Here is a 16,327-nt window from a genome sequence, read left to right on the forward strand (position 1 = left end):
ACTCTATCGTCAGCGCCACAAGATGGAGAACATGTTCGGCAAGCTCAAGGATTGGCGGTGCATCCACACCCGCTATGACCGTTGTGCGCACACCTTCATGTCTGCAATCTGCATCGCAGCCACCGTGATCTTCTGGATCAACCAATGAGTCCTGAGCCTAGTCACCTGAATCTAAAATTCACTGCATAAGGTCTGTTCGGCCTTTTGGCAGAAGCGCTTGACGGATGAGAGGATGTCGTCGGCGGATTTGACCCAGCGATATGGCTTTGGGTTCTCATTGTGCCGCTGAATGAGGCTGGTCGAGGTGTGGACGCCGCGGCGCAACTGCTTGCGGGTGAGTTCGGCAAACCACCGTTCAACCTGGTTGATCCAGGATGCCGATGTCGGCGTGAAGTGGACATGGTAATGCGGCCGTCGCGCCAGCCATGCCCTAACCAGCGCGGTTTTATGAGTCGCGTAGTTATCCATAACGATGTGGACGTCGAGGTCCGGCGGAATACTGGCATCAACCTGCTTCAGGAAGTCGAGGAACTCGGTGGCCCGGTGCCGTTTGTAGCACTTGCCAATAACGAAGCCGGAGGCTACGTCGAGCGCTGCAAACAGCGAGGTGGTGCCGTGCCGGACAGAGCCATGTGTCCGGCGCTCGGGGATGCCCGGCATCATCGGCAGCACGGGCTGCTCACGATCGAGCGCCTGAATCTGGCTCTTCTCGTCGACGCTGAGAACGAGCGCCCTATTGGGTGGCGAGAGGTAGAGCCCGACGATGTCGCGCACCTTGTCGACGAACAGCGGATCCCTCGACAGCTTGAACGTCTCCGAGCGGTGCGGTTGCAGCCCGAAGGCGGTCCAGATCCTGCGGATCGTCGTGTGCGAGAAGCCGGTCGCACCGGCCATATATCGGATCGACCAATGGGTCGCATCGCTGGGCGTGGAGCGCAACGTCCGCTCGATCACGGCTGCGACCTGATCGTCATCGATCGTCCGGGGCCTGCCTGGCCGGGTTTCGTCCAGTAGACCCTCGACGCGATCCTTGAGGAAGCGGCGCCTCCACTTGCCGACCGTATGCTCGTGGACCCCCAGCTCAGCTGCGACGCGGTGGAATTGGGAGGAAGGGCGAATCCGTGACACCCTCCCCCTTCTCCTATCAGGAAATATTTCGGTGTTCTTCGATGCATGCGGCATTCCAAAGGAGGATGGTTCATAAGCCGCTTCGCTAGCAAGTCCGCGATTCATCACTTACCGCCTTCGCAGGTTCAGCCTAAGTGGTGTTCGATGGGGAGGGTTGCGGTACCCTGCGACGAACGCCAGAAAGCAATTGTTGTCTAACGGAGACTTTTTTGGTCAGAATTCAGAATAATGAGGCGCGTCCTCCAGGAGAAAGTTCTCGATGACGCTCCGGCCCGGATAAGTACGTTTGGACAAAGGGGCACCCGCTGACGAACAGGCGAAAGTTTTGCATACGAGCTGCCGTCTCATTGGCTACTTGGCTGGCACCAGCTACGCTTCGGAGCCACTCGCGGAAAGCCTACGCAGCCATGTCTCTCAAGTCTCCCTCGGCCACCTCACCGCCAACCCTCCTCTCCGCCCCAATCGAACTCGCCGGCGATTGGGGCCACATGCTTCCTCGCTCGGCGGATCAGGTCGTCGAGCGCATGCGGCACGCCTGCCTGGATGGCGTCCGCCTGGTCTCCGATCGCCAGCCGACGCGGCTTCGCGTCGACGAGCATACGTCAGGCCCACCGTCTGTTTGGCTGCATCCGGACGGTAGCAGCATGGCGTGGATCATTGTGGATATTGGCGAGCGCGACTGGTCGAAGCTCGCCTACCAGTTCGGCCATGAGCTCGGCCATGTCGCCGCCAACAGCTGGCAGGCCGATGCCAAGCCCGCACCGCCTTGCCAGTGGCTTGAGGAAGCAATGGTGGAAGCCTTTTCGTTGCGTGGCCTGGAGCGCTTGGCGAGAAGCTGGAAGGAGAACCCACCCTTTGCCGGCGACAGCGCTTTCGGCGATGCCATCGCCGAGTATCGCCAGAACGTCATTCGAGGCTATACCGCGCTCGCCGACAGCCAGGGGCTCATCGGCGACGCCGCGGCGTGGTTCGCCGGCCATCGCGGCGAGATCGAAATGCCCGGCCTCAATCCATTCGCTCAGGCGATGTCGGTGACCATCCTCGCCGAATACGACCGGGCGCCGGACTGTGTCGAGGCGCTGGGCGCACTCAACCGCTGGCCCGGCCGCACTGGTGTCCCGATCGCCGACTATCTGAAGCTATGGGAGGCGAGCTGTGCCGAACTGCAAGCCTCGCCTCGACTGCCGGTCCGCCTGCGCGAGTTCTTGCGCATCTCGTAATCAGGCAAGGGGTGCCGGAACAGGTTCGCGCCGCAAGAGCAGGCGCGTTGATAGTTTCTCCTGCCACTTGGCAGCCCAAGCGCGTCGTCTTGGCCGCCGATCCTGCGGATATAGGTGAACTTACGACCTTACGACGACCTCTTTGCGTCGTCCTTTACGGACACGCTGATCGCAGGAGGCGGCTGATCGCGTGAAACGTTCAGGAGGTTCCAGCCCGCCTGTGCCAATCCAGGCCACAGCATCGGCACTGGCTGCGATGCGCAGCGGTGCAGAGGGATCGTCGGCGGGCCGCCAGATCGCTTGGGCGATTTCAGATGACCGGGTCGTCGGACCCGAGCTGTCGCGGATGCTCGCCACCGTGCACTTCGATCTTCGGCATAAAGCCCTCGATCTTCGGCATAAAGCCAGGATTGTTGCGGTCGCGAAGGTGCGGAAACGGACTTCCACCGAAGCGCTCTCGGATGCCGGCACACGGCGCGCGAGAAGCCCGGGGCTAGTCTAAATGGCTCCCAAAGCGGGGAGGGCAGCGGCCGCGACGCAACGGGCCGAGGCGAGATAATGTCATTCAGCCCCGTCCTTTGTTGACCTAGCGGGCGACAGCAACCAGCCCTACAAGGTCCGATCACGCCGCAGCCTCGGTCGCATTCACCCCGCTTGTTGCGGTACCCACGCCACTGGGTTATTTTAGGAGTTGTGGGAACAGCACCTGCCATCCATCGCGGGTGCGACCTTGCCGTTTTGGGCAGATTGTGAAGTCTTTAACAGACCAGGTAGTCGCAAGCTGTGTCTTGTGCCCTCCAGGTCATGAGCAGTTAAGGATGCGCCATGCTGCGATGTTTTGCGTTCATTGCGGCCCTGATGCTCGCGAGCTTCACGGCATTCCAAGCTTGTGCCGATCGTAGGGTGGCCCTTGTCATCGGCAATTCCGAGTACCGCGAGATTCCGGCCCTCAAGAACCCGGACAAGGATGCCGAGGACGTGTCGAACACCTTTCGGCTGGCCGGGTTCGATGTGTTCGTCGCCAAGGATCTCACCAGGATCCAATTCGAAAAGCAGTTCCGCAACTACCTCGCAGCGGCGGACGGTGCCGACCTGGCGATCGTGTATTATTCCGGCCACGGCTTTCAGATCGGCGGAGAAAATTTCCTAATCCCGGTCGATGCATCGCTCAAGAACGCGGCCGACATTGAGGTCCAGGCCATCAAGCTCGACGATGTGCTGCAGCAGTTGCGGACGAAATCGAAGATCCAGGTGATCATCCTCGATGCCTGCCGCAACAATCCGTTTCCGCGCAAGGACTATTGGTTGCGAGACCAGCTGATCGTTGCTGGCAACACCGGCCTTGCCCAGGTGAAAAGTTCGCTGAACACGCTTATAGCCTTCGCCACCGAGCCCGGCGCCGTCGCTTATGACGGAAATGGCGACCTCAGCCCCTTCTCCTCCGCTTTCTCCCGTCGCGCGCTGGCGCCGAATCAGGAGATACGCTCGGTCATGGCGGCCGTTCGCAGGGATGTGGTCCAGGCTACGGCCGGTAAGCAGGTGCCTTGGGAAAACTCATCGCTGATCGACGAGGTCGTCCTCATGCGTCGCGCCAACCGGCCTGCACTGCCGCCGGTCTTGGAAAAGGTCGTACCGTCCGGCGTCGGGCCTGTCTCGCTCGACTTGCCGGAGCCCGTCGATGTCGATGGCGGTGCGGTCACCGTCAGCATCGACAGGCAGCCGTCGCTGGGGCATCTGATTCTGGACGGCAAGCCGGTTGCGGCGGGGGAGCCGATTGCCGGCAAGGATCTCCCGCGATTGCGAATGGACGTGCCCAAAGGTGTGGGTGCCCAGGAAGAAGTCGACATGCTGGCCTATTCAACGCGCGACAATTGGGGTGGCGAATCCCAGGGCATCCTGGTGTTCCGGGTCAAGAATGGTGAGGGCGCCGAGGGCAAGCAAGTTATAGCCTCGCTGGAGTCCGAGCAGAAGCAGCAAGCGGTGGAACGCGGCATTCACATTGCTGGCGCCGCCGAAGCGATCGAGAATCGTGAAGTCCATGTTCCAGTTGGCGTCGGCCCGGTTCCGTTGCAACTGGATTTCCCAACCGCGGATCCGGCGGTCACGCTGAAACTTGCGGGCTATCCGGCAACGGGAACGCTGTCGCTGCCGGATCGGACCTTGTCGCCGGATTCGAGCCTGATGGCCGATGAAGTCGATCACTTACGCTATGAACCCCAGGTTGGCGCCGTCCAGCCACTGATCGTCGGCTTCGAAATCAGGGCCGACAACACATCGTCGAAGCCGGCGACGATGAAGCTCTCGCCAAGCGTCGACCCCTGCGACAGGGAGGCCGGTGAGCCACTTGACCTGCAGGGCGTCGTCCCCGGCCTGTTGCCGAATGAGATCAGCAGCAACGCCGTAGACGTCTGCCGGGCGGCGGTGAAAGCCTATCCCGATGTCCCTCGCTTCCACTACCAGCTTGGCCGGGCATTGCTTGCGGTTGGTAAGGTCGATGAGGCCAAGAAGGCGATCCAGGATGCTGCCGACAAGGGGCATGTGCGGGCACTGTTCGAGATGGGCTATATTGCCGCTTCGGGGATAGGGGCTGCCGTGGATCCCAAACAGGCGAATGGCTTCTATGCGAAGGCGTCCGACAAAGGCGATCCCTATGGGATGACTGCCTGGGGACGTGCTCTGTTCAATGGTTTGGGAGTAGAACGCGATACCCGCAAGGGATTGGATCTACTGCTGAAGGCTGCCGCTATGGGGCATACCTATTCTATGAACGAGCTTGCTTCGATCTTCACCGAAGGTCGTGGCGACGTGCCCGCGGATTATGATCGCGCGGTCGCCTTTCTCAAAGCGGGAGTTGAACGGCAAGACATGTACTCGATGAACCTTCTAGGCCGCAGCTATCTCAGCGGACGTGGCGTCGAGAAGAATCCGAAGCAGGCACAGGCGCTTTTCCAGAAAGCGATGGATCTCGGCCAGCCCTATGCGCCGGGCAGTCTCGGCCGCATGTATCGGGATGGAGTAGGCGTGACGCAGAATTTCGATGAGGCGACAAGGCTTTTCGAGCTTGCGAGCGCTCGCGGAGATTATTCCGGCGCATATGACCGCGCGGCGATCGAGATGCAGAAGGGCGACAAGGCCGATCAGGCTCTGGTCGTCCGTTATTTGGCGTTCAGCATAGGGCTCGATCTTCGCAACGAATTGCCGAGTGCTCGCACGACGCTGGCGCAATTCAGCGCGAAGCCGAAAACAGCCGCCTTGAAGCAGCTGCGCTCGGAACTCAAATCGAAAATTCCGGCGGGCGGCTCTGTGGACGACCAACTTGTCAAGACGGCCAGAGCCGTCTGGGAGCAAGACAACCCGCGCCGGGACCTGTTCTGAACAACAAGGAGGCAATGTGGTGGGCTGGGCATTGAAGCAGGCAATCGTCGCAACAGTTCTATCCGGCGCTCTGGCCGTAGCGGGGTGCACAACGGTGACGCCCACGGTCGAGCCGACCCCGGCGACGAAACACCACCATCGGGCCAGGACCGTTCGCACGACGGCTGCACCGAAGACCATCAAGCGCAAAAAGGTGACGGCCACGAAATTGATCAAGCCGGCCCAAGACGAAGCCCCGCCGGTCGTCACTCCTTTGGGTGGCGGTAGCGGTGGGGGCAGTTCGGGCGGCGGTAGCAGCTGGTGACGGAAATCACCAGCAGGTAACTTCATATTCTGGCATCGCCGCTGCCATGGCCTCGCCAAGCAGGAACAAGTGCTCTATGGTTGCGCCAAGCCGTTAGTGGGATCGGGTTGCCTGGCGGGGGCGTTCCATGTTCGAAGTCGTTGCATTCTGGCGAGCGCGAGCAAAAGCGCAGCGTCGTGGACTTGTCGTCTTAGCGATATTGGGACTGCTATCCCTCGCACCGCAGACGGCGAGTGCCGCGCCGAACTGGACGCTCGATCCGGACGCTTCGGTACTTACCTATCAGTCGGTCAAGAAGAACACGATCGTCGAAACCAACAAGATCAGGAATATCGCCGGCACGCTGACTTCCGCCGGTGATGCCAAGGTCAGCTTCGATCTCAATTCCGTCGACACCGGCGTCGACCTCCGCAATGTGCGCATGCGCTTCCTGTTCTTCGAAACGTTCAAGTACCCGACGGCCGAGCTGACGGCAAAGGTGGACCCGGCGGCCTTTGCCGACTTGCCAGCTAAGCGCCGCATCAAGGTAAGCTTGCCCTTCCGGCTCAGCCTGCATGGCGTCGACAAGGATCTGGAGGCGAGCGTCGTCATCACCATGATCAGCGACACTCAGGTTTCGGTTGCTTCCGAGGCTCCCGTTGCGGTGCATGTGGAGGACTTCGGCCTGCTGCCGAATGTCGACAAGCTGCAGCAGGCCGCCAATGTGACGAACATAGTGCCCACTGCGTCAGTGTCCTTCGACTTCGTCTTTGTTGCCGAGGGCAGCAAGCCGGGTGCTGTGCAGACAGTCGCGGCCAACGCCGCCGAAGTCGGTCCCGTGGCCACCGACGCCGCGAAAGCCAATTTCAGCGACGAGGAGTGCCTCAACCGGTTTGCTGTTTTGTCGCGCACCGGCGCCATCTACTTCCGTGCAGCCAGCGCCCGACTTGATGCCAAGAGCCGCCCGTTGCTCGCCGAGGTCGAGGGGGTGGTCGGCAAATGCCCGACCCTGAATGTTGAGGTCGCCGGCTATACGGACTCGGACGGTTCGCCAGAGGCGAACAAGGCGCTCTCCGAAAGGCGCGCCAGGGCGGTTGCCGATGCGCTGGTCGCCGATGGCGTGCAGCGCCGCCAGATCAGTGCCACCGGCTATGGCGAGGAGCGGCCGGTTGCCGCCAACGATACGGCAAAGAACAAGGCGCTCAATCGGCGCATCGAATTCTCCGCCACGAAGCTCGCGAACTGAGGTCAGGGTGGGCTCCCGTCCATTGGCGTTTTGCGCAGGCTTGTTTCGCGGCACTGGCCTTGTCACGATGGTCTTGCTTTTCACCTTGACCGCCTCCACTGCCGAGCGTCGTGTCGCGCTGGTGCTGGGCAACTCGCAATATCAGCACGCCGCGCCGCTCGCCAATCCCGCGCGCGACGCGCAGGCCATGGTCGAGCGCCTGCAGAACCTTGGTTTCGAGGTGGTCTCCGGTTTCGACCTTACCAGGCAGCAGACGCAAGCGACCGTCGCCCAGTTCGCCAAGCAGGTGCGCGGCGCCGATATCGCGCTTTTCTTCTATGCCGGACATGGCTTGCAGGTCTCCGGCAAGAACTACCTGCTTCCGGTGGATGCCGCACTCGAGGACGAAACCTCGCTCGACTTTGAGGCCGTGTCGGTCGATTTCATTTTGCGGCAGATGTCTCGCGAGACCAGCATCGGGCTGGTATTTCTGGACGCTTGCCGGGACAATCCTTTGGTCGATGTGCTGGCCAAGACCGCGGGCATCAAAGGTGCAAGCAGCGGGCTTGCGGAAATTGGGATTGAGAACGGCGGTGCGGGAACGCTCATTGCGTTCGCTGCCAGTCCCAACCAGCTCGTCTATGACGGGGCCGGCGACCACTCGCCCTTCACGACGGCGTTGCTTCAGCACATTGGGGAATCCAATGTCTCCATTACCGAAGCGATGAACAGGGTAACCAGCGACGTCTTCAGGGCGACAGGCGGTAAGCAGCGCCCCTGGACCAATGTCTCCCTGACCACCGAGGTTGTCCTGCACAAGGTCGATCTCAACGCGCCGCTGATCGTGGGTGAAGCGAGCACCTCGCCTGATGAAGCCAGCTCCGGGACGCGCAACACCGGCGGCTCGTCAGCCCAGACTGACGACCAGCTTGCGCTCGATGTTCTTCGAGCGAAGATCCCGAAGCTTGCCACTGACGGGCCAATCTTTTTCGATCGCCCGGTCACGTTCGGGGATCCGGTGATCGACGGCAAGAGCATCGCCCAATTGATCAAGGGCGAACCGCTTTTCAGTCCGGTCGAAGGTCTCGACAAGTCGGTGTGGGAAGGCAAGCACTGCGACAGCTGCCATGAGTGGAACGAGGCCCGGCTTTGCGAGCAGGCGAAGAATTTCGCTGCCAACGACGTCTCGGTCCTTCGCCTGCAGCATCCGCTGGGTACCCGATTCAAGGTCGCGCTGGCCAGATGGGCGCAAGGCGGCTGCCAGTAGTAGTGCTGGGCTGGTGCCAGCGACGAGGGAGGGCAAGCAGGGGAGGCGAACGGCGAACCCGTTACGCCTCAAGCTGAGCCATCTCGATGCCCATTTCGACAAAGGCGGAAAGCAAGGTAAATCGGTCCGCCAGCGCCGCGCGGGCCAGTCCCGCCAGGATTGCGGCATTGACGGCATGGGCGGCGGGGAATCCGCTGGACTCCATTTTGAGCGTCGGGTGACGCCATACCGCTGCCAGTGCGATCCAGGCGGCCGGGGTTGCCGGCGGCAGCTGCAAGGAATTGCTCAAGGCTGCTTGATGTTGAACATTGTCAGGCTCGCCGACGCGGGCATGGACAAGCGCTAGCAATTCGAGGTCCTGCCCAGCGAGCAGCTCGGCGACATTGCTCAAGCATTCATGTCCCCACCAGACGGCGGCTCGCTCGGGTAGCAGGTAGGCACAGAACGTGACTGCTTCTTCCGGCACGCGCCCGGCAAGCAGGCTGCGGCAAAAATCTAGGGGCGGCTGACCCGTCGCCGGCGATTTCATGTCCCTGGCGATGGCGGGACAAGCAATGAACAGATCCCGTGCCGTTCTGTACCCGAGTTCATTAGCCATGGCTGCCACATCCCCACGAGCCAGCAGAGAAGCACTCAAGCCTGTGGGCGAGCGCCGGTCAAGCGTCAGACCTCAACAGGTGGTCGCCACGAGCAGCATGCGTTTGGTCACAGACAATCGCTTCCCAATTTGCTATGGTAGGCGCCAGCAAATCCACTCACACTGGAGTGACGGTCATGCGATGGGTCAGTTCAGCCTTGGCATTAGCGGCCATGCTTCTTGCAACGCACGTCTGTGCCGATCCGCTTCAAAATTCGGAAGACATCGTGAAGTTCTTCGCCAATCAGCCCGGCAATCTCGGTGCCTCGCGCGGCATCTGCGTCGGTACGGAGGAAGAGTGCAAGAGCAAGGCGGAGAAGACCGGTTCAGCCCCACAAAAAGCTGGTCTCGACATGATGATCAATTTCGCCCTTGATTCGGCTCAACTCGACCAGATCGCGCGCACCGAACTCGATGAGTTCGCAAAGGCGCTCAAGGACAATCGGTTGAGCACGTTCAGCTTTGTCGTCGAGGGGCATACCGATGCGACGGGCTCGGATCGGTACAACCAGGACCTTTCGCAGCGAAGGGCGCAATCGGTGGCGGCATTCTTGACAGCCAACGGGGTAGAACCTGCCAGACTGGAAGCAATCGGCGTTGGCAAATCGCATCCGCGGGTCGCTAACCCTTACGATCCGGTCAACCGCCGCGTGGAGATGCGTGTCAGGACCGAGTAGGCTCGCCGACCGGCCGATCCTTAATTAGCCCGGCTCAAGCACACCTTGGATCGAATTGAGCAGCGCTGTTATCGCCTGCTTGTATTTTTCGAACTCCGGTGACGTCTGCCGAACTTCGGTGGTCGTCGCCGGCTGGCCCGCATCCGTCACCACGCGCGGCACTTTTTGACCCATCTTCCGCTCGGCCCAGTCGATGACATAGCCAGCGGTCTTGCCGATGAGGAAGGGATTGGCCTCGATCACCGCTGAACCCAAAACGGCGCTCAATTGCGACGTGCCGGACGCGGCCAGCACCTGGTGCGCTCCTTCCATGCCAAGGAAGTGGCACAGGTAAAGGCGACCCGCCGTTATCTGGTGGCCGCGGGCGCGCAGATAGGCTTCGCCTTCGCGCGCCAGATTGCGCACCATTTCACGCGACAACGTCACGTCATAGCGAAGCGCGAGCAGGTCGGCGGTCGAGAGCGAACGGGCTAGATCGGGACGATAGGTGTTCATCATCCGTATCCAGGTCTTGGTGATGAACTGGCCAGCCCCGGTTGCCGACGAGTTGGGATTCTTGGCGCGGGCGCTGCCGCCGCTTTCAACATGTACGATCCGGTCGGTTAGCGTTTCGACCGCGGCATCGCCAGAGCCTGCGGATCGGCCAGAGCTGGGGGACTCAGCGCTGGCAACCGTGGTAACCGTCCCGAGCGGATCGATCGCCTCGCCGTTTTGATAAAGTTCGAAATGCAGATGCGGTCCGGTCGAGAGCCCGGTCGTGCCAATATAGCCGATGACGTCGCCTGCCTTCACTTTGGTGCCGACGCCGCTGGCAATGGCGAATTTCTGCATATGGGCGTAGCGCGTCTCGCGCCCGTTTGAATGGGTGATCTTGACCAGATTGCCATAGCTGCCGCCGTCGCCTTGGAAGCTGATCTCGCCGTCGTAGGCGGCCATGATGGGCGTGCCGACCGGGGCTGCCCAGTCGACGCCTTTGTGGATTCGAACCGTTCCGAGGATTGGATGTCTACGCGGGCCGAAGGTCGACGTCATCACCCCGCTCACTGGCGTGATCATGCCGTTGGTGACGGTCTGCGAACGAACCTGATCATCGGCGGTGACGCAGGCATACTGCCCGTCGGCTTGCTGGTAGACGAAGCAGTCGAGGTTTTTGTCCTTACCCAGGACGCCGACGTAAAGCACCCGTCCGGAAATCTCGCCTTGGCCGCGCGGGGTCTGCGAGTAGATCAGCACCAGGCGTTGGTCCTCGCCGGCGAAGGCGTCCAGATCCTGTCCTCTCGACAGATACATGATCGCTTCGCCGATCACGCTGGTCGGCACCTTGTTGCGCGCCGCCGTCGAGTAGATTGCGTCGAGCAGACGGTACTGCCGCTTCGGCCCACCCTGATCCGAACCACCGGAATAGTTGAAGAGGTCCTCGCGCACCCAGGGATCGACGCCTGCAACAAAGGCGCCCCCGACGTTGCGGGTCAGTGTGCCGACGTAAAGGTTCCTTGCGTAGACGGAGACCTGCATCAGCGACATGGTCGTCGTCTCACGGTTCGGCCGGAAACCGCGCAGGGCGACCACAAAACCAGGCTCCAGCCGATCGCGGTTGAACACCGCTTTCAGCGCCTCGCCCGCAAGCCTGGCATCGTCCGCGGAGAAATGCGCGTCGAGCGCGACGCTGTCCAGACTGCGCTCGTTGAGGACTTTCACGAAAGTGTCCTCTGTGGCCTCGTAGCGCTGATAATCGCTGATGACGGTCGCGACCGTGGTGTTGTTCTCAATGGCGGTCTTCTCAAAGGCGGGCAGCGCTTTCTCGCCTTGGTCAATGGTCTCGCCCCAGCCGGCCTCGGGGTCGTCCGCGTCAGCTTTGGGCGCCGAACCCGGGGACATCTCCCCCCCTTCAGGCGCCGCCTGCAGGTCGTTCGCCAGATCATCGCGTTGATCCTCGGACGCGACGGCAGGTTCGGGCGCGGTCGGCTCGTGGCCCTCGGGTGCCGCGGCGGAGGGCTTCGGCGCAGCCTGCCGCTGCGCCTGGAAGAAGGCAAAATCCTCCTGCGTGGAGGGGATCGTCGTCATGAACTTCTCGCTGGCGCTCAACATCACGTCGGACAGGATCTCGATCTGCGGCGAAGCCCCGGAACTGTCGAGTTCAGCCGGGCGCGCAATCGTGCGGCCCTTCGTGGCGGTCTCGTCATCGGGTGCCAGCGTGATCCACATCGGGTCACCGGCAAGATCGATGATGGCCGGCACATAGACCGAGGCGTCGGGGGGTATGTCATCCAAACCTTCGACGGGATGCAGCTCTTCATTCTCGTCGCCGAACGACCAGTCATCCCGGGTGAGATAAAACCCGGTGGCAATCGCAATGACGATGAGCGCGGCAAGGCCAGCAAGAAAGCGGTGCCAAAGTTTGCGTTTGCGCTCACTCTGGCGCGCCAGCTTCTTTTGTTTGAAGCTCGTGTCGATACCGTGCGTCACGGGCCGTTTCCGGTCAGGAAATAGGTCCAACGCACCTGCTCGAGCGTATCGACTTCGACGAAACGGGCCGCGATATGACCGCGCTGCCAGCACTCGTCGATGCCACGGATAGAGAAGCGGTGTCGATCAACACACATTTCAGTCGATCCGCTGAGGATCGCATGGCCGAACACGTCGGTCGCGTAGAGGTATACGTACCGGTTGGTCAGTTCCTCGCGGATGACGTTCACGCATTGGTTGGCGCCAATGGTCCACCAGCCGTCGGTCTGGTCGGCATCGTCGATCTTTTGTCCGAGGGCGAGATTGACGACGTCGAGGGTCTGGTTGCAGACGGTGAATTCCGCATGCGCGCTGTCGGTCGAGACGGCAAGGAGCAGTGCTGCGCCCAACAGCGCGGAAAACGCGACGCGGTTGGCCAGCAAGCGTCCAGACCAGCTACGCTTTATGCGTGCGGAAGGCGGGCAAAATAAATGCAAACCGCGAAGGTCCATCGCTTTTCAAATCTATCCGCCGAGCCTGAAATACTTCGCGGCGGCGGAGAATTGCGAGCCGTCGGCCTCGATCTCCTCGAGGATCTTTGGCAAAAGGTCGGAGGCTGGTGTCGGCCTGGAGAAGCTCGCGGCCCGAATGTCGTGCGGTCCGGTGATCACCAGCATGATCTGCGGCAGGGCTTTGCCGGTCGCCTTGTCGGCGGCGCCCAAACCAATCGGTATGCTGAAAGTCGCCTTGTCAGCTTGCGCCACCATGCGGTCATCAAGGTTGAAGGCGATGCCTCTGTGGTCGATCAGCATAACGTTGGAAACGAGCCCGCCATGGGTTGCCAGCGTGCCCCTGATCGGCGCGCCGTCCGGCACCGCCGTCCGGTCGAGAACCAGTTGCGGCCTTTCCACCTGGTTGCGGTCGAGCAAGCGCAGGAACCTGGTCACTTCACACTGGGGCTGGTCGATGACACGGACGCTGATATCGGGCTCGAGATGGAACCTCGACTGAAAGTCATTGAGCATCTGCTCGAAGGGCTGCACGGCGGTTGCGAAGCCTTCGATTGCGGCGGCGCTGGCGCTTTGGGATGTCAGCGACGCGTAGAAACAGTCGCCGCCACTGAAGTCGCGCACCCACGACGCACGTTGCACCGTCTCGTCGACTGCCGCCGCTGGCGGCACCGCCGGCTTGGGCATGTTGATGGCGACGTCGGTGTGTTCGGGCTGCGTGGTCAACGGCGGCCGCGGTTGCTGGGACGGTTGCGGCGTGTTCGCCGCTTCGGTCGGCGCGGCTGGCAGCGGCTTGCTGGCGATCGCAGTCGGCGGCACCGGCTGAGCCGGCGGGCTGACCGGCAGCGCCGGCACTGGGCTTTGCGCAATCGTCGGCGATGAAGCCTCCGGCTTGGCCATTTTGGAAAGCTTATCGACCAGCTCGGTTGCGCTTGGTTTCGTCGCCGGCGGGTTTGCTTCCCGCGCCGGCTTGCCCTCTGCCTGCGTCTGACTTGGCGCCGACGTCCCCGGCGGCTCACCGACTGGCTGCGGCGGGTTCGCGTTCGCCTCGGGCTTTGGCACCGACACCGCGTTTGACCGGGTCGCGGTGGGCGTCTCGGCAGGCTTGATCTCGACCGGCGGAGTAGCCGTTGCTTCGGGTTGAGCCATGGAAGGTGCGGTCTCGCCGATGGGCGGCACCATAGGCGCCTGCCTGTCGGCGGTCACCGGCTGGCCCGTCGGCTCCTGGCCGGCGACCTGCTGTGATTTTGTTGCCGATGGCAGCTCGGGGCGCGGGGTCGGCACCGGCATTTCGGGGGGCTTGGCCTGATGCCGTTTCTGCTCGCCTGCTGCGTCCGCCTGGTCCGCGGCCGGTATTGGGGTCTTCACCTGAGCATCCGGCAGCGCAGGTGGCATTGCCGTTTGGTCAGTGGCAGCGTTGTCTTGTTTTGACGGCTCCGGTTGCAGCGGTGATGATGGCGCCGGTTGCGATGCTTCCGGTTGCGGCGTCTGCACCACCGGTTTTGATGTCAGGGGCTTGAGGGCCCCTTCGTCCGGCGGCCGCGCCAGGATGCCACTGACATAAATGCCGCCCACCAACAGGACCGCCAGCGTTACCAGGCCGGCAGCGATGGCTGGCATCCGCCCCGACTTTCGCGGCTTAGCCGGAACGGTCGTGCCGGGCGTCGACGCCGACTCTGGTTGCGACAGATGCGCCGGCCGCACATGCTCGACAAAGCGTTGTTCGCCCGGAGATGCCGAAGGCTCGAGCCTGGAGGTGGGCAGTGCCGTCCACCCGGCGCGCGGCAAACCGGAGCGTTCCCGCGAACCATACGATACGGGCGGCAATGTGAGCTCGACATCCTCGCCACGCGTTGCCCTGGCGATCTCGGCCATGCTGGCGGGCCGATCGCGCGGGTCGGGCTGCAGCATGGCGCCGAGGAGATCGTGGAACTCGGGATCGATGTCAGACAGGTCTGGGACGTTCCGGCGTTTTTCGATGACCTCGTACTGCGAGCCGCTCATGTCGAGTGGCTTTCCGCGCAGTGCGGCGGCGAGTACCAAGCCGAGGCTATAGATATCGGACTGCTCACTGACCTCGCCGCCATAGAGGCCGAGCTGTTCGGGCGATACGTAATTGTATTTGCCGGCGAACTTCCCACCGATCAGCGTTTCACCGCCTGCGGTCGCGGAGCGAGCGATACCGAAATCAATGATTTTGGCGTGCTCCACCCGCCCGCCAGGCAGGATGATGTTGTCCGGCGAAAGGTCGCGGTGAATCGCGCCCGCCTGATGCACAGCCGCCAGCCCCGAGGTCAAGCGATGGCAAAGGCGCCGCACATCCTCCCCCTGCATCGCTCCGTGACGCATCACGTCAAACAGTGATTGGCCATCCACGAACTCCATTGCCAGGTAGGGGCGGCCGATCTTCGGATCGATAGTGAAGACGTGATAGCGAACCACCGCATCATGCGACAGATGGTTGAGGATCGATGCTTCCTTGCGGAACAGCGACAGGATCGTCTGGTCACGGGCGAATTCGGGCAGGACGATCTTAATCGCCACGTGATCGCCGGTTTGGATGTTGTGGCCGCGATAGACTTCTCCCATGCCGCCGGACGCGATCCTCTCGTCGAGTTCGTAGATGCCGCTGAGCTGCGTGCCGGCGCCGGCATAGGTAACGTTGGTCGATATCCGTGTTTGATCGTCGTCGCTCATCTCGCCAGGCTCTCCGGTCGGGACCGATCCGGATGGGGCGCACCGTTGCGCCCGCCGCCGATCTTCACGAGTACGATGGTCACATTGTCGGTCCCGCCGCGCGCCAGCACCGTCTCCAGCAGGCTTTGGCACGCCGCCTGCGGCGTTGCCGATCTGACTGCGGCTTCGATCTCGGCGTCGCTGACATGAGCCGTCAGTCCGTCGGTGCTCAGGACAAAAACATCCCCCGCCATCAGCTCGCCCTGCTGGAAATCGATCTCGAGCTCGTCGCTCACCCCGACTGCATGGGTGATGACGTGGCGGCGCGGCCAGGTAAGCGCCTCTTGCGCGCTGATCATGCCGCGATCCACCAGTTCCTGGACCTCGGTGTGATCCTTCGAGACCTGAAAGATTGTCCCGTCACGGATCAGATAGATGCGGCTGTCGCCGGCCCACAGGCCGGCGAACCGTCCATCCATGGCAAGCAAGGCGGCGAAGGTCGAGCCGATGGTGATGCCGCGGGATCGCGAGATCTCGCGGATCTCGGAATTGGCGCGGCTCAGCCGGTCCTCGAAGCGCGCACGAAGGTCGGGTGCCGAGCTCGCTATGCCGATCGTTGCCAGATGGTCGACGATGCTGGCCGACGCGACCTCGCCGGCTTCGTGCCCGCCCATGCCATCCGCCACCACCCAGAGACCGGTCTGCGGCTCTATCAGGTAGTTGTCCTCGTTGTGGTCGCGCACGCAGCCTCTATGGGTCACGCCGAAGCTTTCGATGGAAAGGGCGACAGTGCTCAATTTGCCACCTAGCGCTTCGCGAGCGTCCCCTGTGACCAACCCCGGGCAGCGTGCCCAGGCCACTTTGCCATAAGCGCATCCATTAGAG

11 protein-coding genes and 2 pseudogenes are annotated in these 16,327 nt (G+C 62.2%); 6 read left to right on the top strand and 7 right to left on the bottom strand.

Features of this window, described 5'->3' with window-relative positions:
* Nucleotides 1-4: 4 nt before the first annotated feature.
* Nucleotides 5-148: pseudogene (locus FJ527_RS26920) on the top strand (IS5/IS1182 family transposase); the annotation flags it as partial.
* 23 nt (nucleotides 149-171) lie between these two features.
* Here FJ527_RS26920 and FJ527_RS26925 read toward each other — a convergent pair.
* Both FJ527_RS26925 and FJ527_RS29760 read right to left on the bottom strand, forming a co-directional pair.
* Nucleotides 172-1,092: pseudogene (locus tag FJ527_RS26925) on the bottom strand (IS630 family transposase); the annotation flags it as partial.
* 470 nt (nucleotides 1,093-1,562) lie between these two features.
* Entirely contained in the window at nucleotides 1,563-1,727 is a 165-nt protein-coding gene (locus FJ527_RS29760; RefSeq protein WP_246677815.1) for a hypothetical protein, read from the bottom strand.
* A 45-nt stretch (nucleotides 1,728-1,772) separates the two neighbouring features.
* Here FJ527_RS29760 and FJ527_RS26930 point away from each other — a divergent pair, with 45 nt between their 5' ends.
* From FJ527_RS26930 to FJ527_RS26945, 4 genes are all read left to right on the top strand, one after another.
* Entirely contained in the window at nucleotides 1,773-2,348 is a 576-nt protein-coding gene (locus tag FJ527_RS26930; RefSeq protein ID WP_246677816.1) for a hypothetical protein, read from the top strand.
* An 825-nt stretch (nucleotides 2,349-3,173) separates the two neighbouring features.
* Nucleotides 3,174-5,723 (top strand): caspase family protein, encoded by a 2,550-nt coding sequence (locus tag FJ527_RS26935; RefSeq protein WP_140824475.1) that lies wholly within the window; start codon nucleotides 3,174-3,176, stop codon nucleotides 5,721-5,723.
* A gap of 431 nt (nucleotides 5,724-6,154) precedes the next feature.
* A complete protein-coding gene (locus FJ527_RS26940) occupies nucleotides 6,155-7,252 on the top strand; it encodes an OmpA family protein (protein ID WP_140824476.1) in 1,098 nt (365 codons plus the stop codon).
* Nucleotides 7,253-7,319: 67 nt separating this feature from the next.
* Nucleotides 7,320-8,498: a caspase domain-containing protein gene (locus FJ527_RS26945; protein ID WP_181166514.1), complete on the top strand. Its 1,179-nt coding sequence runs from the start codon at nucleotides 7,320-7,322 to the stop codon at nucleotides 8,496-8,498.
* Between the two features lie 61 nt (nucleotides 8,499-8,559).
* Here FJ527_RS26945 and FJ527_RS26950 read toward each other — a convergent pair whose 3' ends face one another.
* Nucleotides 8,560-9,096, bottom strand: coding sequence for a hypothetical protein (locus FJ527_RS26950; protein ID WP_246677817.1), 537 nt, complete (start codon nucleotides 9,094-9,096; stop codon nucleotides 8,560-8,562).
* Nucleotides 9,097-9,272: 176 nt separating this feature from the next.
* Between FJ527_RS26950 and FJ527_RS26955 the strand changes: the two genes are divergently transcribed.
* Nucleotides 9,273-9,812, top strand: a complete 540-nt coding sequence (locus tag FJ527_RS26955) for an OmpA family protein (protein ID WP_224644304.1) — start codon at nucleotides 9,273-9,275, stop codon at nucleotides 9,810-9,812.
* A gap of 24 nt (nucleotides 9,813-9,836) precedes the next feature.
* Here FJ527_RS26955 and FJ527_RS26960 read toward each other — a convergent pair whose 3' ends face one another.
* The 4 genes from FJ527_RS26960 to FJ527_RS26975 are packed head-to-tail and all read right to left on the bottom strand — an operon-like array spanning nucleotide 9,837 to nucleotide 16,239.
* A complete protein-coding gene (locus tag FJ527_RS26960) occupies nucleotides 9,837-12,278 on the bottom strand; it encodes a M23 family metallopeptidase (protein WP_140824514.1) in 2,442 nt (813 codons plus the stop codon).
* Nucleotides 12,275-12,769, bottom strand: a complete 495-nt coding sequence (locus FJ527_RS26965; protein ID WP_181166504.1) for a DUF1036 domain-containing protein — start codon at nucleotides 12,767-12,769, stop codon at nucleotides 12,275-12,277. The genes FJ527_RS26960 and FJ527_RS26965 overlap by 4 nt, the downstream gene beginning before the upstream one ends.
* 12 nt (nucleotides 12,770-12,781) lie before the next feature.
* On the bottom strand, nucleotides 12,782-15,463 hold the full coding sequence (locus tag FJ527_RS26970) for a serine/threonine-protein kinase (RefSeq protein ID WP_140824516.1): 2,682 nt from the start codon (nucleotides 15,461-15,463) through the stop codon (nucleotides 12,782-12,784).
* Nucleotides 15,460-16,239 (bottom strand): PP2C family serine/threonine-protein phosphatase, encoded by a 780-nt coding sequence (locus tag FJ527_RS26975; protein WP_140824477.1) that lies wholly within the window; start codon nucleotides 16,237-16,239, stop codon nucleotides 15,460-15,462. Before FJ527_RS26975 ends, FJ527_RS26970 begins: the two co-directional genes overlap by 4 nt.
* Nucleotides 16,240-16,327 lie beyond the last annotated feature (88 nt).

The organism is Mesorhizobium sp. B2-4-18 (genome assembly GCF_006441385.1).
Lineage (GTDB): Bacteria > Pseudomonadota > Alphaproteobacteria > Rhizobiales > Rhizobiaceae > Mesorhizobium > Mesorhizobium australicum.